At 67.2% G+C, this 18149-nt stretch carries 16 protein-coding genes; 10 read left to right on the top strand and 6 right to left on the bottom strand.

Going from position 1 to position 18149, the window contains the following annotated elements; translation table 11 throughout:
• Positions 1-14 precede the first annotated feature (14 nt).
• Positions 15-821, bottom strand: coding sequence for a response regulator (locus ACIQ51_RS01605; protein WP_396203249.1), 807 nt, complete (start codon positions 819-821; stop codon positions 15-17).
• 269 nt (positions 822-1090) lie between these two features.
• The gene (locus ACIQ51_RS01600; protein WP_396203248.1) at positions 1091-1585 is read right to left on the bottom strand and encodes a CBS domain-containing protein; all 495 of its coding nucleotides are present in this window, start codon (positions 1583-1585) and stop codon (positions 1091-1093) included.
• Positions 1586-1876: 291 nt separating this feature from the next.
• Between ACIQ51_RS01600 and ACIQ51_RS01595 the strand changes: the two genes are divergently transcribed.
• A complete protein-coding gene (locus ACIQ51_RS01595; protein WP_396203247.1) occupies positions 1877-2611 on the top strand; it encodes a hypothetical protein in 735 nt (244 codons plus the stop codon).
• Positions 2612-2750: 139 nt separating this feature from the next.
• Complete coding sequence (locus ACIQ51_RS01590) at positions 2751-3458, top strand: hypothetical protein (protein WP_396203246.1); 708 nt, start codon at positions 2751-2753, stop codon at positions 3456-3458.
• 58 nt (positions 3459-3516) lie between these two features.
• Here ACIQ51_RS01590 and queG read toward each other — a convergent pair whose 3' ends face one another.
• Both queG and ACIQ51_RS01580 read right to left on the bottom strand, forming a co-directional pair.
• A complete protein-coding gene (queG, locus tag ACIQ51_RS01585) occupies positions 3517-4596 on the bottom strand; it encodes a tRNA epoxyqueuosine(34) reductase QueG (protein WP_396203245.1) in 1080 nt (359 codons plus the stop codon).
• Positions 4597-4618: 22 nt separating this feature from the next.
• A complete protein-coding gene (locus ACIQ51_RS01580; protein ID WP_396203244.1) occupies positions 4619-4867 on the bottom strand; it encodes a hypothetical protein in 249 nt (82 codons plus the stop codon).
• 61 nt (positions 4868-4928) lie between these two features.
• Here ACIQ51_RS01580 and ACIQ51_RS01575 point away from each other — a divergent pair, with 61 nt between their 5' ends.
• Positions 4929-5255 (top strand): nucleoside triphosphate pyrophosphohydrolase family protein, encoded by a 327-nt coding sequence (locus ACIQ51_RS01575; protein WP_396203243.1) that lies wholly within the window; start codon positions 4929-4931, stop codon positions 5253-5255.
• Positions 5256-5266: 11 nt separating this feature from the next.
• Here the strand turns inward: ACIQ51_RS01575 and ACIQ51_RS01570 are convergent, their stop codons facing one another.
• A complete protein-coding gene (locus ACIQ51_RS01570; RefSeq protein WP_396203242.1) occupies positions 5267-6706 on the bottom strand; it encodes an alkaline phosphatase family protein in 1440 nt (479 codons plus the stop codon).
• Between the two features lie 230 nt (positions 6707-6936).
• Here ACIQ51_RS01570 and ACIQ51_RS01565 point away from each other — a divergent pair, with 230 nt between their 5' ends.
• Positions 6937-7692 carry a TIGR00730 family Rossman fold protein gene (locus tag ACIQ51_RS01565; RefSeq protein ID WP_396203241.1) on the top strand — a complete coding sequence of 252 codons (756 nt, stop codon included), beginning with the start codon at positions 6937-6939 and terminating at the stop codon, positions 7690-7692.
• A gap of 20 nt (positions 7693-7712) precedes the next feature.
• On the opposite strand, the gene ACIQ51_RS01560 is transcribed toward ACIQ51_RS01565, so the two are convergent.
• Positions 7713-10097: a response regulator gene (locus ACIQ51_RS01560; RefSeq protein ID WP_396203240.1), complete on the bottom strand. Its 2385-nt coding sequence runs from the start codon at positions 10095-10097 to the stop codon at positions 7713-7715.
• Positions 10098-10377: 280 nt separating this feature from the next.
• Between ACIQ51_RS01560 and ACIQ51_RS01555 the strand changes: the two genes are divergently transcribed.
• The 6 genes from ACIQ51_RS01555 to ACIQ51_RS01530 all read left to right on the top strand — a co-directional run bounded on the left by ACIQ51_RS01555 (position 10378) and on the right by ACIQ51_RS01530 (position 18149).
• A complete protein-coding gene (locus ACIQ51_RS01555; protein ID WP_396203239.1) occupies positions 10378-12486 on the top strand; it encodes a TonB-dependent receptor in 2109 nt (702 codons plus the stop codon).
• 112 nt (positions 12487-12598) lie between these two features.
• Positions 12599-13084, top strand: a complete 486-nt coding sequence (locus ACIQ51_RS01550) for a GreA/GreB family elongation factor (protein ID WP_396203238.1) — start codon at positions 12599-12601, stop codon at positions 13082-13084.
• Between the two features lie 24 nt (positions 13085-13108).
• A complete protein-coding gene (locus tag ACIQ51_RS01545) occupies positions 13109-14101 on the top strand; it encodes a zinc-dependent alcohol dehydrogenase family protein (RefSeq protein WP_396203237.1) in 993 nt (330 codons plus the stop codon).
• 54 nt (positions 14102-14155) lie between these two features.
• Positions 14156-15454 carry an acetyl-CoA C-acyltransferase FadI gene (fadI, locus tag ACIQ51_RS01540; RefSeq protein ID WP_396203236.1) on the top strand — a complete coding sequence of 433 codons (1299 nt, stop codon included), beginning with the start codon at positions 14156-14158 and terminating at the stop codon, positions 15452-15454.
• The gene (gene fadJ, locus ACIQ51_RS01535) at positions 15451-17601 is read left to right on the top strand and encodes a fatty acid oxidation complex subunit alpha FadJ (RefSeq protein WP_396203235.1); all 2151 of its coding nucleotides are present in this window, start codon (positions 15451-15453) and stop codon (positions 17599-17601) included. The genes fadI and fadJ overlap by 4 nt, the downstream gene beginning before the upstream one ends.
• A gap of 11 nt (positions 17602-17612) precedes the next feature.
• A complete protein-coding gene (locus tag ACIQ51_RS01530) occupies positions 17613-18149 on the top strand; it encodes a DinB family protein (RefSeq protein WP_396203234.1) in 537 nt (178 codons plus the stop codon).

The raw sequence follows: 18149 nt of genomic DNA, 5'->3' as shown, positions 1-18149 counted from the left end.
CACCAGTCACGCCGCTAGCGGTGCAGGAGGCCGATCTCCAAGGCGAAATTCACGTACTCCGAGCGGTGGCGGAGTCCGAGTTTCTCCTCGATCCGCTCCTTGTACGTTTCCACGGTCTTGTTGCTGATCCCGAGCTTCTGGCCGATCTCGACTCCGCCGAACCCTTTGGCCATGAGCTCCAGCACGTCACGTTCGCGGCGGCTGAGCTGCTCGTATTGGTCCGTCAGGCGATCATGCGGCGACTTGCCGCGCGTTCGCTGATGCGCCGCGAGCAGACGCGCTACGCGCGGGCGCACGTAGACGTCGCCGCGCGATACGGCACGGATCGCCTCTACCAGCTCCTGTTCGGCCGCATCCTTGGTGAGATATCCGGAGGCGCCGGCTTCGAGGAGCGGCAGCAAGAACTCGTCCTCGCTGAACATGCTGAGGATCAGGATCCGGGTGGCGGATCGACGCTCGGTGAGCAATCGGGTGGCCGCCGAGCCATCCGGTTCGCTCATGTCGAGATCCATCACGAGGACATCGGGGGCAAGCCGTTCCGTGACGGCGACAGCATCGCTGCCGGAACTGGCTTCGCCGATGATCTCGATATCGGCCGCCTGGCGCAGCAGCACACGCAGGCCAGCGCGAAACAGGGTGTGATCATCCGCAAGGACCACACGGATTGGTACGTCGGCGACCGGCACGCCACGCTTTGCATACGGCTGCATGGCGAGGGACGCACCGAGCACGGCCAGCGCATCTTCACTGCGTTGCGACGAGGGTGCCTTCGGCGCGAATCCGTTGGCCGGCGTCTTCATGGGCATAGTGGGCGCTTCCATCGCCTTCGGCCGTGATGTCGCTTGCGATTCCTCTCTGGACCGGAGACGGCAGGACCGCCCGCAACACGCGGCAAAGGCATTCAATGATCATTCACGTGGCCAGTACCACGGGAGCAGAAGATCGTGAGCAATAAACCAAAGGACAAGTGGCAGTTCCCTGACGCCCACTGTGCAGTCAGGGGAGCTCAAGCTTGTCACCTGTCACCTGATCTTCGCCGCGCCGCTATGGATGAGGCGCTGACACGCGCGTGCCGCTGAGTTCCAGTGCTTTACCCGTCGGCGCGATGACGCGGCAACCGCACCGGCCCATCATCGAGGAACGGCAGCAGCCACGCGGGCGCTGACACCCGCTCGAGCAACCCCTCGATCGCTGCGGGTTCGCTGGGACCGATGCGCAGGGCGAGATCGCCCTGGCTCACGACGCCGCGCAAGCGGCCATCCTGCGAGACGATCGGCACGCGACGAACCTGACGACGCTCCATCAGCCGCAGCAGCTCGTGCACGTCCGTGCTCTCGCGGGCAATCGTCAGCGGGGGGCCGCTCATCACGAAGCGAATGGTCGTGTCCTGACCCAAACGCGCCGCGAGGGCACGGGTTACCAGATCACGATCCGTCACCACGCCGAGGAGTTTGGTCCGATCACTGTCGTCGACGACCGGGAGGAAGCCGATATCGAAGTCGCACATGATGGTGGCCGCGTCACTTACGGTCATGAGCGGGGTGACGGTCTTTACGCTCGTCGACATCACGTCACTGGCCTGCACGGGACACTCCGCGTGGTGGATTGATCGATGCGAACGAAGCTGCGACGCGGCGCGGCGGAGGGCGTCGGTACGGGTCGGACGGCCGGCCGGATACCACCGGACAGTCGGCTGGCGACCAGAGGAGGCCGGTCCGCGTCCGACAGGGCGTCGGACGCGGACCGATGCGGCGGTGCGCGACGCGCCGGTATGCTGTCGCCGCATGCCCAACCGAACGCGCGTGAGCGGAGAGCCCGTCCCGCGCCGCCGTGAGGCGACGCGCATCAGCTCGCATAGCCAAACGAGGAGGCGCCTGTGTCCATCCCTCGCATCGCCCAGCGCCTGGTGACCTCGGCGACGCTGCTTGTTGGCTGCTCGTCGGCCGTGCTCTCGCCGGCGCCAGCGGCGCGCGTCGTCCCGGGCGAGCCTGGCACGGCCTACGACTCGGTGGCGAAGGTCCGGATTCTCGTGCACGCCGACGCGTGGCAGGGCGATCCCTCCGTCCTCGGGCACGTGCAGGCGCTGCGCGTGACGATCGACAACCGGAGTGACGTCGCCATCCGGGTGCAATACGGAGACTTTGCCCTCGTGAGTACCACGGGACGCCGATCGCCGGCGCTGCCGCCGTTTCGCGTCGAGGGCGAGTTGCTCTCCCCAGCACTCGCTCCAGGCTTTGCCGTCTTCGCCTCCCCGGGCTTTTCGTATCGGCGCTTCTACGTGGCGCCCTACTTCTCCTCGCTCTATCCGGGGGTCCCCGTCTACCGACGCTCGTACGTGTTCTACGATCCCACCTACTACGCGTTCTGGTACAGCGACTTCCGGCGGGCCGTCCGCCCATCGGTGGAGGTCCTGGCCCTGGCACTCCCCGAAGGGGTGATCGAACCTGACGGGCGGGTCTCTGGATTCCTGTACTTCAGGCCGGTCGATACCGACGCGGGGGCTGTGACATTCCGAGCACGGATTGTGTCCGTGCACGACGGGGTCCAGGCGCTCGGCGGGGCCGTCCTCGGCGAAGCGGCCATCCCGTTTCTGGTCGGCAAACGACGGTAACGGCACGCAGACGCGTGCCGTCGATCGTCTGACGTTGTGTAAGATCGGCTCTGATGGTCCGCGCCTCCCGGCGAACGCATGCTCTCGCGTGGCATTGCTGGCCCCACCGCAGTATTTCGTAGCCCACAGAGGAGTAACCATGCGCACGGCCTATCACCTGACTTGCATCGTGCTTGGCGGCATCGTTCTGGCCGCCTGCACCAAAGAATCCTCACGTCCGGATCAGACGGCCTCGAGTGCCGGGGCCGGTACCGATACCATGGCACTCTCAACGCGGACGGTCGACTCGGCCGCTGGTGCGCTCGCCAATCGACGCGAGGCGCAACAGCTATTCGAGTCCGCCCGCGCCGCCTTGGTTCAGAAGCAGACCAGAAACGCGGCGGCCGAGCTTCGTCAGGCCTCGGCGTACTTTGTGCGGCTCGCGGACAGCACGAGCGGCGCCATCAGGACGCGAGTCGGGCAGACACAGCGGGGTTTGGATAGCCTGGCATCGAAGTTGGAGGCGAGGACCGAGGTATCGGTTCGAGAGCTTGACCGCGCCTTCGCGCGCGCGAATTATGTGGAGTCCGAGCGACACCTCGCACGATCCCATGAGGCATGGACGCGTTCGGATACCTCGGAGGCTGCCGGAGAACTCCTGATCGCGGTTGATCACCTCGAGCGCGCGGCAAAGGATGCCGGCTCATCGCTGGGGCGAGCTGGAACGCGGACGGTCGCCGATGCCCGTCGCCTTAGCAACGATCTGCTGCGGCAGGTCCCCCCCGCGAACGGGGCCACGATGGCTCGAGTGCACGAAGACATGACCCAGGCGCTCCACACCCTCCGGGAACGGCTCGACGAGCGTTAGCGCGAACGGCTGTCCTCACAGCGGCGTCGGTGCCGCCACCTCTTCGAGACTGGTGCGACTACTGACGGTCCATCGCTCCCACGCGCTCACAGGCCCACTTCGCATGCTCACGTACGAGCGGATGTTCATGCGTGCACAGGGCCTCGAGCACCGGAAGATCCGCGGCGGTGCCCACGTTACCCAGGGCGATGCAGGCATTCCGCTGCAGCATCCACAGCTTCGCGCGCTTGATGGCACTTCCGCGAAATGTGTCGGCGTACTCCGCGGCGCTCATCACGCACAGGGTACGCGCAAATGCCCGAATCTCGGCGACATCGTCGCTCGCGGGAAACCCCATGCGCGGTGCCAAGGACGGCAGCGATGGCTCGCGCGTGAACCGCTCATTCCAGGGACACACATCGTTGCAGATGTCGCAGCCGTAGATCAAGCCGCCAAACGATGCCCGCAGCGGCTCCGGGATCGCGTCACGGTGTTCGATCGTGAGATAGCTGATGCATCGCCGCGCGTCGAGCACGCGCGGTTCAACGAGCGCGCCGGTCGGACACGCGTCGAGGCACCGCGTGCATCGGCCGCACCGGTCCGCCTCGAAGGGAGCACTCGGCTCGAGATCCAGTTCCACCAGAAGCGATGCCAGAAAGAGAAAGGCACCGGCCTGTGGCGTGATGAGCATCGTGTTCTTGCCGAACCAGCCAAGCCCGGCCCGTTGTGCCAGATCCCGCTCCAGAAGCGGACCGCTGTCCACATAGGGCCGGGCGTTGACTGGGCGCCCCAGCGTGCGCTCCAGCCAGTGATGCAGCTCACGCACACGCTCGCGCAGCACAACGTGGTAGTCGTCGCCACGCGCATAGCGCGCCACCGGGCCGCTCGGCGCGCGTCCGCCGTACGAGGCCGCAACGACGATGGCATGGGTAGCGCCCGGATGCGGGCGTCGGGTGTCGCCGCGTAAGGTCGCACCGGTACCGTCGAGCCACGCCATCGAACCGTGCATCCCCGCGGCGCGCCAGGCCTCGAACGCCGACACGGTGGCTGGCTCCCCCAGTGACGCGATGCCAGCCGCATCAAAGCCGAGACCGTAGGCTTGGGCCAGCAATCGCTGTGTGAGCTCAGGAACGTCGAGCGTGCTCCCGTGGGTGCTCATGGCATGTGCACCGTGAGTTGGGTCAGGGCTGGCGCCCCACCCACCGCGCGAACGCAATCACATCGTCGGCCGGCGGCACGGCATCTTCGCGGCCGTAGGCGGTGTACATGCGCCACCGTACATAGCTGGTTGCCGGAAGCGGCAGGAACGGGAAGCGCTTGTACCAGTGCCGGTGGCGGAACCGCCACGCGACCCGCAGCAGGTCTACGGCCAGCGCAGGGTTCAGGAGCGCACGCGCGGTCAGCGACAGGGAGAGAGACAACCAAGCCATGCCCGAAATCTACACGATTCGTGCCTGCGTCGTGCGGGTGTCGTGGATTAGCTTTTGACCCATGCATCTCGACGACTATCAACAGCTGGCGGCCCGTACACTCGGCCGCGACCGCACTCACGAGCAGCAGCTCGCCAACGCTGCTCTCGGTCTTACCGGTGAAGCCGGCGAGACCGCGGAGCTCATCAAGAAGCATCTGTTCCATGCCACGCCGCTCGATCACGACGCCCTGGTCAAGGAGCTCGGGGACTGTCTGTGGTACATCGGCGCCTTCGCCACGGTGCTCGGACTCTCGCTCGACGAGATCGCACAGCGCAACATCGACAAGCTGCGCAAGCGTTATCCCGAGGGCTTCGATCCCGAGCGAAGCCGCAACCGCACGGAGTAATCCGCCGCCAGCTAGCGCAGGAACGAACGGCCGTCGAACTGCGTCTCGGCGGTGATGCTGAGGAGATCCAGCGCCGATGGGACGATGTCGGCCGTGCGCTGTGGCGTCCGCACGGCCGGTACGTCGATCAGCAGCGGCACGAGCATCTGGTCACGCAGCAACGCGCCGTGGGTCGAAACGTGCGGCACCGGCTCGAATCGCGCGCGAAGGTCCCAGCCATCCGTCGCCGACACCAGGACGTCGCCTGATCGCGGCGCACTGGCCAACCATGACAGCTGGACCAGCGAATCCGGGTACGCGCTGTCGCTCGTCACCTCCCACGCTGTACAGGCATCAAGGTGGTGCAGCGGGCCGCCGAGCCCGAGCGGGTCGCCTTCGAGCGGACGGTAGGACCATCGCACCCCGCGCGCCGTGTCGTGCCGCTCGACTTCCGCCACCCCGCGCTGCTGGTGACGGACTTCCACCACGCGCAGCGACTGCCCCACGGCGAGCAGATCGATCGACGGGCGCTCGAGCAGCCGGGTGAGCAGTCGTTCCCACTGCGCCGAGTGCGTGGTCCACCAGCGCCGCGTACGCTCGGCCGGCTGGAAGTACAGATGCGCCATGGCATTGCCGCCGACCATGAGGGCGACGTCTGGATTCTTTACATTGAGCCGGGGGTGCGCCAGAACCTTGAGCCCCTCCGATTCGAGCCACCGATGCAGGTCGTCATGCTGAGTGACGGGGGCGTGCCCATGGTCGCCCGTCACCCACACGTGCAGCGACTCGAGCCATCCGCCGCGGGCGGCGATCGCGCGCGCCTGCGCGACGGCGGCATCCACGTCCGCGATGGCGGCGCGCACGGGCTCGGAGTACGGGCCGAACTTGTGCGCGAATTTGTCGGGGCTCGTGATCGCGAGGATGGAGGCCCGCGGGCGCACCCGGCCGAACTGACGGAGAAATGCGGCGGTCGCCTTGCGCTCCACGTCGCGCCAGCCGAGCAGGTTCCCCCGGAAGTGCGACGGGGCGGCCCGGAGCATCCAACCAATGCTGCGGCCGATACGACCGTGGGTGGCGCCGCGCGCCAGCATGCTCATCGCCGAGAGTGACGGCTGGGCATATTCGAGCAGCGTAGGGACCTCGCGCGAGACGTCGTGGTCCACGTGCCAGATGTCGATGCCGGCATAGCTGCGCGCCTGCGCCGGCGACCATCGCAACGACCGAGCGCGATCGTACCAGCGGAGCCCGGGTAGTCCCATACGGGCGGGGTGTTGTCCCATGAGGAACGGGACGTACGCGGGGCCGGTGACCGAGGGAAACGAGGAAGTGACGGGGCCGTAGCTGCCGCGTTCACGGAGCGCCGCCAGCGTGGGTGCGCGACCGGCGTTCATCGCGTCTTCGAGCACGTCGGGGCGCACCCCATCGGCGATCACCAGGAGCAACCGGCGATCGATGGTGGTATCATGGCTCATGCCGCTCTCTGCTTCGTCTCAGCACCCGCATCCTCATGGCGAAATCCCGACGTAACGCTCCTCGTACGGCAACCGGTAAACAGGCCTCTCCCGGCAACCGGAGCAAGGCCGAGCAAAACTCGCTCGATGCATACCGCGAGCGTACCGAAGAGGGCCATCGCGCCGCGGGGCGCGAGCCCGCTTCGACCCAATCCCTCGTCTCCAGTGGGGCACGGGTCGTTCGCCGTCGCATGGATCCGCGCTTGGTGGATCAGGCGCTTCGTGATCGGCCAATGCTCACGGAAGACGAAAAGTTGCTGCAGAGTCCGAAAGACGAAGCAACCGCCTTCACCCGCTCCGATCCGTGGCGTGTCATGCGCATTACGTCCGAGTTCGTGGAAGGGTTCGATGCGCTCTCGGATGTGCAGAAGGGTGTGACGATCTTCGGCTCGGCGCGCACCGGGCCAGACGATCCCATGTATCAGGCGGCGCGTGAGACGGCGCGTATCCTCGCGGAGCAGGGTTTCTCCATACTCACGGGGGCCGGCCCGGGGATCATGGAAGCGGCCAATCGCGGCGCGAAGGACGGTGGCGGGCACTCGGTGGGGTGCAACATCGAACTCCCCTTCGAGCAGGGGGCCAACCCGTACGTGGATACGCTGGTGAACTTCCGGTACTTCTTCGTCCGCAAGACGATGTTCATCAAGTACTCGAATGCGTTCATCATCTTCCCCGGTGGCTTCGGTACGCTCGACGAACTGTTCGAGGCGCTCACGCTCATCCAGACCGGCAAGATCTATCAGTTCCCGGTGATCCTCTTCGGTGCGCGATACTGGGCCGGGCTGGTGCGCTGGATCACCTCGCGCATGGCCGGTGAGGGGAAGATCTCGCCGGGCGACCTGGATCTGCTGCTCCTGACCGATGATCCGATGGAAGCCGCGCAGGCGGTGATTGACGCGCACGATGCGCAGACGGCGGCCGGACGCGCGCTCGACGCGGAAGGATGACGGATCGCTGCCGGGCGCGCTCAGTCGTGCCCGAGCAGTCCCGCCACTTCCTGGAGGAGTGCGTCGGCAGTGAAGGGCTTGGCGAGAAAGGCCGTATGCCCGGCGAGCTCCTCGTCGCTCAGGCCACCTTCCGCGTATCCCGATACAAACAATACGCGCAGCTGGGGGTCCTCGGCGCGCATCGCCCGCACCATGGCGCGTCCGCTCATGTCGGGCATCACGACATCGGTGATCACCCCGCCGAAGCGCTGCGCGGGCTGTGACGCCTGTTCATGCCACCGGCGAAGCCCTTCGGTGCCGTTGGTGGCAATCCGTACGGTGTACCCCGCCTGCTCGAGAATCCGCTTCGTGATGTGTCGGACCCCCCGTTCATCCTCCACCAGCAGGAGCGTGCCGCTCTGCACCGGGCGCGGCACCGGTGGTGTCGCCTCGGGTACGGGGGAGGTGCCGCCAGCCAGCGGGAGTGCGAGCCACACGCCGGTGCCGGTGCCGGGCGTACTCTCGATCCACATGGCGCCACCGTTCTGCGCCATGATGTCTCCGACGGTGGCGAGGCCAAGGCCCGTGCCCTGACCCACCGGCTTTGTGGTGAAGAACGCCTCGGTGGCACGCGCCAGCGTATCGGCATCCATGCCCGTGCCCGTGTCGCGCACGAGCAGGCGCAGGTGGGTGCCGCGGAGCACCGGTGGCTGAGCACGCCCATCCGCCGTGGGCGACGGCGCACCCTGCACACTCGAACGAATGGACAGCCGCCCACCCTGGGGCATGGCATCCCGAGCGTTCACAGCGAGGTTGACGAGCACTTGCTCAAGTTGTCCGGGGGCAATCAGGACCGTGGCGCCGTTGCTGTCGAGCTGTGTGTCGAGCGTAATGTGTTCACCGATCACTCGGCGAAGCAGCTTCTCCACGCCGCGCACCACGGGGTCCACCTCCACCACATGCCGCTGCAGCACCTGCCGGCGGCTGAAACTGAGCAGCTGATGCGTGAGATCCGCCGCGCGGCGCACCGCGTGCTTGACTTCGGTGGCATCGGCATGCGCCTGCGAGGTGGGGGGCAGTTGCGCGAGCAACAGATCGGTGTTGCCACCGATCACGGTCAGCAGGTTGTTGAAGTCGTGGGCCACGCCACCGGTGAGGCGACCGATCGACTCGAGCTTCTGCGACTGGCGCAACTGTTCCACCGCCATGACCTCCGCGGTGACGTCGGTGGCGTGCACGAAGAGCCCCGACACGCTGCCGTCGACGTTGCGCAAGGCCTGAATCGACACGTTGACATGGACGTCGGGGCGGCCATTCAGATCGTTGGCGCGAAGGTGCACCCCCGTCGCAGTCCACCCATCTCCCGTACGGAACACGGCATCGTGCGCGGCCTCGAAGTCCGTGCCATGCAGGGCGGGCAAGTAGTCGATGAACAACCGCTTGCCAATCAGAGCCGCCCCGCCCGCAGCCTTTTGGACTGCCGCGTTGGCGAACTCGATCACGTGCTCCGGTCCACGCAACAGCATGATCATCGCTGGTGCCGAGGTGAGCAGCTCGCCTAGCTTGGGCTGCTCGCGCTCGATCTTGTGCAGTAGCGTCGCCGGCTCGGCCTCAGCGGCACGCACGGCGGTCGCGTCGGAAAACGACCAGAGATGCCCATCGTGCTCCGCGGTGTGTACCGGTAGGGCGCTTACGAGGAGGGTGCGCCGCACCGGATCCCGTACGTCCCAGACCCAGGTGCGGCGCTGACCACCGGCAGGTGCAACGAGGAGCGGACGGTCTGGCCGAACTTCTTGGACCTTACTCGTGCGCTTATGCAGTCCCTCGATCGCTTCGGCGACGGCGGCGGATGGCAGCACGCCGGGCGCCATTCCCAGCAGGTCGGCCGCGGCGGCGTTCACGACCGCCGTACCCGCCGCCTCATCGGTAAGGACCACCCCGTTGGGAAGCGCCGACAGCAGCACCTGTAGTGTTGCCCCGGCGCGAGCGTCCGCCGCCTGGTGCTGCAGGGCCTCCAGCTGTTCCTGCATGGATGCGGCGATCGCGTGCAGCTCGCTGCGCACGTGGGGCGGCGGGGTATGCGGCGCCTGCCAGAGCAGGTAGAGGCTCACCCCCGTGGTGCCCGGCGGCAAGAGGTTGGGACCCACCGCCCGCGCCGATACCGCCAGCATGGTGCCCTGTGCCCCGGCGAGCATCGACCCCAGCGGTGATGTCCGAATGGCATCGGCCGACTCGCTGAACAGCGGTGCGCCGAGCGGTGGCCACAGCGTGGGATCGTCGAGGGCGAACGGCGGTGCGGGCCGCTGCGGTGGATCGGCCGCCACCAGCGACACGTCGCCCGAGGCCCCTTGGCCGAAGACGAGGGCGTGGTCCGCGTGCAACAGGGTGCGCAGGAGCCGAAGGGGCCCAGATGCGGCAGGTCTCACGAGGGGCGATGGCTCACGGAAGCGGGTGCCGCATCGGTGTGCAATTCTGCGACCGGCGTATCGACGGTCCGGATCGGCCAGTGATTACCACTTTTGGGAATATAGAATGCCGATTCCTTCGCGACAAGCGAAGCCGTGGCGGGCCGTGGCGGGCCGTCCCGACTGACGGGTCGACCAGGCGTATGGCAGCTAGGCACGGGTTATTCCCGATTGACACAGTCGGGATTAGGTCGTTAGCGTTGGGAGTCTTAGATGGTACTCGTTCTCAACTAGCGGTTCCATGCTTTCCCTCATTTTCCCGCTGCTGCTGGCCTCGGCTTCTCAGGACAGCGCCACCGCCATCGCCCGGCGCCCTGCCAGCCCCCGCGATTCCTTGCAGGCGCTTTCGGCCGTGAAGGTGCGCGCGGCGGCGGCCCGCACGACGTCGTACCGCCCGGCGATCACCAGCTCCGCCACCCGGACCCTCACACCGCTGCGCGAGGTGCCCCAGTCGGTCACGGTGCTGTCCGCGCCGGTACTGGCCGACCTCAACATCCAGTCGATGGCCAAGGCGGTGGAGTACGTACCCGGCATCACCATGGGGCAGGGGGAAGGGCATCGCGACGCCCCCACCATCCGCGGACAGAGCACCACCGCCGACTTCTTCATCGACGGCGTGCGCGACGATGCGCAGTATCTGCGCGACACCTACAACGTGGACCAAGTCGACGCCATCAAGGGCGCCAATGCCACCGTCTTCGGGCGTGGCGGCGGCGGTGGAGTGATCAACCGCGTGAGCAAACGCGCCGAGTTTCAGGCGCTCCGCAGTGCCCGCGTGGAAACGGGCTCATGGAATCAGCGGCGCACGGTGCTCGACCTGAACCAGCCGTTCACGGCAACGTCGGCAGGACGCCTCAACCTGATGTACGAGCAGAGTGATTCCTTCCGTCGAGGCATGGGCTTCGAGAAGTGGGGGGTCAATCCCACCGCATCCCTCATGCTCGGCCGGACGCTCGTGCGCGCCGGCCTCGAGCGCTATGTCGACCGCCGTACGGTCGACCGCGGCGTACCGTCGGCGAACGGCAGACCCTCCACCCTCGACAGCAGGACGTTCGTGGGGAATCCGGCCGAGAGCCGCGCTGCGATGACGGTGGATGGGGCGCAGCTGCAGGTGGAATTCGACAATGGCCACGGGGTGACGCTGCGCTCGCACTCCCGCGCCTTCCGCTACGACAAGTTCTACCAGAACGTGTTCGCCAGTAGCGCGGTCAGTCCCGCCGGTACGCAGTTTTCCCTCGGTGCCTACAGCGATGCCGTGGATCGCCGCAGCGTCTTCACGCAGAACGACGCGCAGTTCCGCGCCCAGCACGGGGGCATCACGTCCACGCTGCTGGTCGGGACGGAGCTGAGCCGCCAGCATTCCGACCAATGGCGTCTCACGGGGTACTTCAACAACACCGCAATGTCGAGCACGGTCAGCGTGACCGCGCCAACCGTCTCCACCCCCGTCACCTTCCGCGCCGGCGCCACGGACCCCAGCAACGATGCCACCGCCACCGTGGCGGCGGTGTTTGTGCAGGAGCAGTTGCACCTCGGCCCGTATGTCCAGCTGGTGGGCGGCGTCCGTCAGGATCGCTTCACCATCAGCGTCCTCAATCGCCGCACCGGCGCGGAGCTCTCGCGCACCGACCACCTGGTGTCGCCGAGGGTGGGCGTGGTGATTACTCCCGGTGCGTCGCTCTCGCTCTACGGCAGTCACAGTGTGTCCTTTCTGCCCAGCACCGGTGATCAGTTCACGGCGCTGTCAGCCACCATGCAGACCCTCACCCCCGAGCGCTTCCGCAACCACGAGGTGGGGATGAAGTGGGACGCGCGTCCCGAGCTCTCACTCACCGCCGCCTACTTCGCGCTCGATCGGACCAATACCACAGCGCCGGACCCCAGCGACGCCACCCGCCTCGTTCAGACCGGACACCAGCGCACCACAGGCGCTGAGTTCGGCATGCAGGGCTCACTGCTGAGTCGCTGGCTCGTCATGGGCGGCGTGGCGGTGCAACAGGCGCGCATCATCAGTCGCACGTCGGCGGCGCGGCTGGGGGCGACGGCTCCCCTCGTGCCGCACACCACGGCCTCGCTGTGGAACAAGGTGCGCATGCTGTCTCGGGTCTCGCTCGGGGTGGGCATGGTGCATCAGGCCAGGCGCTACGCGGCGATCGACAACAGCGTCGAGCTCCCAGCGTTCACGCGCCTCGATGCGGCGGCGTTTCTGACGCTCCCGCGCGGGGTATCGGCCCAGCTCAACGTGGAGAATGTGGCCAACCGGCTCTACTACGGCACGTCGCATGGCAACAACAACATCATGCCGGGTGCACCGCGGACCTATCGGCTGACGCTGGCGGTCACGCCTTGAAAGGCGCGTCGCTCCTTGAACCCCTCGCCGGTCCTGCCATATTACGAGGTATCACGCGCCCGGCCACAATGGCCGGGCGTTCGCCATTTATCCGGCCTCAGCTGGCACGCGCATGTTCCAGGAACTCATCGCCCAGATGGCACGCGAAGTCGAGAAGCTCCAGTTCGAGCTGAACGTCACGCTGCCCGCCGAAATCCGCAAAGCTGTGGAACTCGGTGATCTCAAGGAAAACAGCGAGTACAAGGCGGCTCTGGAGCGCCAGCAGTTCGTGCAAGCCCGGCTCGGGCAGCTCACGCAGCGCGTGACCAAGCTCGCCAACATCGACATCACGCAGATCCCCGCCGATCGCGTGGGCCTCGGGTCACGTGTCGTGGTGGAGGACGAGCAGACCACCGCGCGCGAGACGTACGAGCTGGTCTTCGGTGACGCCGGTGAGCTGCACGATGGACATGTGACGATGGGTTCGCCCATCGGTCGCGCCTTGCAGGGGAAGGCGGTGGGGGAGCAGGTCATTCTCAAGCTTCCCACCAAGATTCGTCGCCTGCAGATCGTCGAGCTCTCCACGATTCACGACCGCAACGCCGACGAGCTGGTCTGACCTTTACCCTTCATCGGGAATAGCATGCGCGCGGCCGTCTACGACCGTCGGGGAGCAGTCCCGCAGGATGTGATCGTGTGTGTCGAGCAGCCCACGCCGGCGCCGGCGGCGGGGGAGGTGCTGCTGGAGATGCTCGCCGCCCCGATCAACCCGTCCGACGTGCTCTCGCTCACGGGGCACTACGGTCTCCTCCCGCCATTACCAGCGGTGGGCGGCAATGAAGGGGTGGCGCGCGTGGCGGCGCTCGGCGACGGCGTACACACGCTGGCCGTTGGCGATCTGGTGCTGATGCCCATGAGCGGCGGCACCTGGCGCACGCACGCCGTGGCACAGGCGGCAACGGTCATGCGCCTGCCCGCCGCGGGCACGACGCCTGAAATCGTACAGCAGCTGGCGATGCTCATGGTCAATCCGCCAACCGCCGCACTGCTGCTCTCCGAGTTCGTCCCGCTCGCCGCAGGCGATTGGGTCATCCAGAACGCGGCCAACAGTGGTGTGGGGGAATATGTGATCCAGCTCGCGCGTGCGCGTGGTGTGCGTACGGTGAGCGTGGTGCGTCGCGAGTCAGCCATGGCCCCGCTCGAGGCACTCGGCGGCGACGTGGTGCTCGTCGATGGGCCCGATCTTGCCGCGCGCGTTGCGGCCGCTACCGGGAAGGCCACGATCAAGCTCGCGCTCGACGCCGTTGGCGGGAGCGCGACCGATCGTCTTGCACAGTGCGTGGCCGTGGGTGGCACGCTCGTGAACTACGGCGCCCTCAGTGGTGAGCCCTGCAAGGTCGCCCCCGGTTCGTTCGTCTTCCGCGACATCACGCTCCGCGGGTTCTGGCTGGTCAATTGGTTTCGGCGTTCCAGTCCCGCCGAGCAACAGGCGCTGTACGGGGAGCTTGCCGCGCGCATCGCCCAGGGAGAACTGCGGACCCGCGTGCATGCCACGTATCCCCTCGAGCAGGTCTGCGAGGCCGTCGCGGCGGCTGCCGTCGGTGGGCGCGACGGGAAGATTCTGCTGGTGCCCTGAGGCCGCGGTCCTCCGCCGCCTCCCTGCCTCGCGCATTTCGGGCTAGCTTGGGGCATGCCCACCTTCGGACACGGGCGTCGTGTCGCCATCATCGCGGGCGTGCGGACGCCGTTCGCGCGCTCCGGCACGGCGCTCAAGGATTACACGGCCATCGATCTTGGCCGCTTTGCGGTCGGTGAGCTCGTGCAGCGCACGGCGCTCAACGGGGCGGATGTGGACCTCATGGTGTACGGCACCGTGGTACAGTCCGTCATCGCCCCGAACATCGCGCGCGAAGTGGCGCTGATGCCGCACTTCCCCAAAACAGTGCAGGCCTTCACGGTGAGTCGCGCCTGCGCGTCGGCCAATCAGGCCATCACCGACGCGGCCGACCAGATTGCGCTCGGTCACGCTCACGTGGCGATTGCCGGCGGCAGTGAGAGCCTCACCCAGGTCCCCATCCTGCACTCACGCGGGATGAGCGACATCCTCGTGGCCGCGTCCAAGGCCAAGAGCATGACCCAGCGGGTGGCCACGCTTGCGCGCATCCGTCCGCGTGACTTCGTCCCGATCACTCCCGCGATTGCCGAGCCGAGTACCGGCGAAACGATGGGGCAGAGCGCGGACAAGATGGCGAAGCTCAACGGCATCACCCGTGAAGCGCAGGATCGCTTTGCGGTGCGCTCGCATCAGCGGGCGGCCGCCGGGCTCGACGACGGTCGCCTCGCCGAGGAGATCGCGCCGGTCCCGGTGCCACCGCGCTACGAGCAGATGCTCACGACCGACAACGGTGTGCGTCGCGACAGTACGTACGAGGCGCTGTCGACCCTCACGCCCGTCTTCGATCGGCCGTACGGCACGGTGACGGCGGGTAACGCGTCGCCGCTGACCGACGGCGCGAGCGCGGTGCTGCTCATGAGCGAGGAGCGCGCGCGTGCCTTGGGGTATACGCCGCTTGCATACATCCGCTCGTACGCGTACGCGGCGGTCGATCCCAGCGAGCAGTTGCTGCAGGCGCCAGTGCTGGCGGCGCCGATCGCGCTACAGCGTGCCGGTCTGTCGCTTGGCGATATCGATCTGGTGGAGATGCACGAGGCGTTCGCCGCGCAGGTGCTGAGCAATCTGCAGGGGCTCGCCAGCACGGCCTGGGCGGAGCGGGCCGGCTTCAGCGCGCCAGTGGGTGAGGTGGACCCCGAGCGGCTCAATGTGATGGGGGGCTCGCTGTCGATCGGCCATCCATTTGGTGCCACGGGCGCGCGGATTCTCACCACGCTGTGCAACGAGCTGCAGCGTCGCGACGGCCAGTTCGGCATGCTCACCGTGTGCGCCGCCGGTGGCATGGGACACGCCATGATCGTGGAGCGGGACCGGTGAGCCTGCACGACGAAGCAACAGGGCTCTCGCTGGCGGTGGAGCAAGGCGTGGCCATCGTGACGTACGATCAGCCGCAGTCGCCCGTCAACACGCTCAACTCCCGCGTGGGACCGGTGTTCGAGCGCCTCTTCGCGCGCATCGAGCAGGACCCGACCATCCGCGGTGCCGTGATGGTCAGCGGAAAAGTCGACAGCTGGATTGCCGGCGCCGACATCGATGAACTCGCGCGCGTGACCCGCGCCGTCGATGGCGAGGCGCTGTCGCTTGGGGGGCACGTGTTGCTCGACCGGCTCGCCGCGATGCGCAAGCCGGTGGTCGCGGCCATTCACGGCGCCGCTCTCGGCGGCGGGCTCGAAGTGGCGCTGGCCTGTCGGTATCGCATCGCGACGGATCACCCCAAGACGGTGTTGGCACTCCCCGAGGTGCAGCTGGGGCTCATTCCGGGCGCCGGCGGTACGCAGCGGTTGCCACGCACCGTGGGGCTGCAGGCCGCGCTCGACATGATCCTCACCGGCAAGACCATCCGCGCGAAGAAGGCGTGGCAGATGGGACTCGTGCACGAACTGGTGCATCCGGCGATTCTGCGCGACATCGCCGTCCGCCGCGTGCTGGAGCTGGCCAGTGGACGGGCGCCCGCGCACACACCGCGAACACGGAGCGTGGTTACGCGGCTTCTCGAGGAGAATGCGCTTGGCCGCGGGCTGGTGTTCAGGAAGGCGCGCGAGACCGTGCTCAAGAAGACCCGCGGCAGGTATCCCGCCCCGCTTGCGGCGCTCGAGGTGATGCAGCGCGGCTACCGCGAGGGTTTCGAGGCGGGGCTCCGCGAGGAAGCGCGGCAGTTCGGCGTGCTCGCGATCTCGCCCGAATGCCGGCAGCTGGCGCATCTCTTCTTTGCCACCACGGCGCTCAAGAAGGACCGTGGGGTGCCGGAGGGGGTGGCCGTCGCGCCGCGGACGGTGAAGAAGATCGGCGTGCTTGGCGCCGGGTTCATGGGGGCCGGCATCACCAGCGTGGCGGTGCAGGCGGGTACGCTGGTGCGCCTCAAGGACGCCGGTGCCGATCGACTGGCCACCGGCTGGCGCGCGGTACGCGACGTTCTCAGAGAGCGCCTGAAGAAGAAGCAGCTCACGCGACTGCAGATGGACGACACGATGTCGCTGGTGGGGACCACCACCGACTATCGCGGCTTTGCCAACGTGGATCTGGTGATCGAGGCGGTGTTCGAGGATCTCGCGGTCAAGCATCAGGTGCTGAGCGAAGTGTACGCGGTCGCACCGCAGGCGATCTTCGCGTCGAATACGAGCACGATCCCCATCCGAGACATCGCCGCGGCGTCACCCCGGCGTGATCTGGTGGTGGGCATGCACTTCTTCTCGCCGGTGCACAAGATGCCCCTGCTCGAGGTGATCGTCACGCCGGAAACGAGCGCCGATACCACCGCCACCGTGGTGCAGTACGGCCGGCAACTCGGCAAGACGGTCATCGTGGTGCAGGACGGGGCAGGGTTCTATGTGAACCGCATCCTGGCTCCCTATCTCAATGAGGCTGGGCGCCTGCTCGACGACGGTGCCCGCATCGAGGCGGTCGATGAGGCGCTCGTGCAGTTCGGCTTCCCCGTGGGGCCGATCACGCTCCTCGACGAGGTGGGGCTCGATATCGCCGGCAAGTCCGGGCCCATCATGGCGGCGGCGTTCGGTGACCGCATGCTGCCCTCGGAAACGCTTCGCCGTGTGGTGGAGAGCGGACGGCTTGGCCGCAAGGCGAAGCACGGCTTTTATCGTTATGATGCCGCGGGGAAGCGCGACGGCGTGGATGCCAGTGTTTACGCCCTCACTCCTGCCGGCACGAGCCGCGTCGATATACCGCAGATCGACATGCAGCAGCGGTGCGTGCTGCCGATGCTCAACGAGGCGGCGCGCTGCCTGCAGGACGGCATCATCCGCAGCGCGCGAGACGGCGACATCGGCGCCGTATTCGGGATCGGCTTTCCGCCGTTCCAGGGTGGTCCGTTCCGGTACCTCGATACGCTCGGTCTCACCACCGTCGTGCAGCAGCTCGATGCGCTCAATGCACGCTTTCCCGGCCGCTTCGCGCCGGCCGAACTGCTCCGAGAGATGGCTGCGACCGGCCGCCGTTTTCACCCCTGATCCCTCCCGCCATGTCCACCACTGCGCTGCATCCGCGCATCCTCGAAGTCATCACGGCGCTGACCGAGGCACAACAGGAGATGGACGCGTGCTGTGCCGGCATCGCACCGGAGCAGGAGTCGCGGCGGATTGGCGACGGGTGGACGGTGGCGCAGGTGGTGGAGCACGTGGCCATCGTAGAGGGCGGCGCCGGTCGCATCGTGAGCAATATCGCCAAGCAGGTGGCAGATACGCCGGAAACGAGCGACGAAACCGTGGCGCCGACGCTCGATCGGTATCGCGTGGCGGATCCGTCGTTGCGCAAGGTGGAGGCCCCCGACATGGTGCAGCCGGTGAATGGGGCGCCGTTGGCCGAATCGATGGCGCGCCTGCGCGAGTCGCGCGCGCGGCTCATCGCCGCTTTTGAGGCCGCGTCGGGAACGGCCCTTGGCGCCGCGCATTTCCCCCACCCGTTGTTCGGTCCGCTCGATGGATATCAGTGGGGACTGTTTGCTGCGCAGCACCAGCGTCGTCATCTCGTACAGCTCTGCACCATTCTCGCATCCTGA

The organism is Gemmatimonas sp., from assembly GCF_044344655.1.
Taxonomy (GTDB): Bacteria; Gemmatimonadota; Gemmatimonadetes; order Gemmatimonadales; family Gemmatimonadaceae; genus Gemmatimonas.
This window is presented reverse-complemented; position numbering and strand designations above follow the sequence as displayed.

Excerpts from the sequence above, each read along its gene's own strand:
- ACIQ51_RS01605 (WP_396203249.1), bottom strand. The coding sequence starts at position 821 with ATGGAAGCGCCCACTATGCCCATGAAGACGCCGGCCAACGGATTCGCG.
- ACIQ51_RS01590 (WP_396203246.1), top strand. The coding sequence starts at position 2,751 with ATGCGCACGGCCTATCACCTGACTTGCATCGTGCTTGGCGGCATCGTT.
- queG (WP_396203245.1), bottom strand. The coding sequence starts at position 4,596 with ATGAGCACCCACGGGAGCACGCTCGACGTTCCTGAGCTCACACAGCGA.
- ACIQ51_RS01580 (WP_396203244.1), bottom strand. The coding sequence starts at position 4,867 with ATGGCTTGGTTGTCTCTCTCCCTGTCGCTGACCGCGCGTGCGCTCCTG.
- ACIQ51_RS01575 (WP_396203243.1), top strand. The coding sequence starts at position 4,929 with ATGCATCTCGACGACTATCAACAGCTGGCGGCCCGTACACTCGGCCGC.
- ACIQ51_RS01570 (WP_396203242.1), bottom strand. The coding sequence starts at position 6,706 with ATGAGCCATGATACCACCATCGATCGCCGGTTGCTCCTGGTGATCGCC.
- ACIQ51_RS01565 (WP_396203241.1), top strand. The coding sequence starts at position 6,937 with ATGGATCCGCGCTTGGTGGATCAGGCGCTTCGTGATCGGCCAATGCTC.
- ACIQ51_RS01555 (WP_396203239.1), top strand. The coding sequence starts at position 10,378 with ATGCTTTCCCTCATTTTCCCGCTGCTGCTGGCCTCGGCTTCTCAGGAC.
- ACIQ51_RS01550 (WP_396203238.1), top strand. The coding sequence starts at position 12,599 with ATGTTCCAGGAACTCATCGCCCAGATGGCACGCGAAGTCGAGAAGCTC.
- ACIQ51_RS01545 (WP_396203237.1), top strand. The coding sequence starts at position 13,109 with ATGCGCGCGGCCGTCTACGACCGTCGGGGAGCAGTCCCGCAGGATGTG.
- fadI (WP_396203236.1), top strand. The coding sequence starts at position 14,156 with ATGCCCACCTTCGGACACGGGCGTCGTGTCGCCATCATCGCGGGCGTG.
- ACIQ51_RS01530 (WP_396203234.1), top strand. The coding sequence starts at position 17,613 with ATGTCCACCACTGCGCTGCATCCGCGCATCCTCGAAGTCATCACGGCG.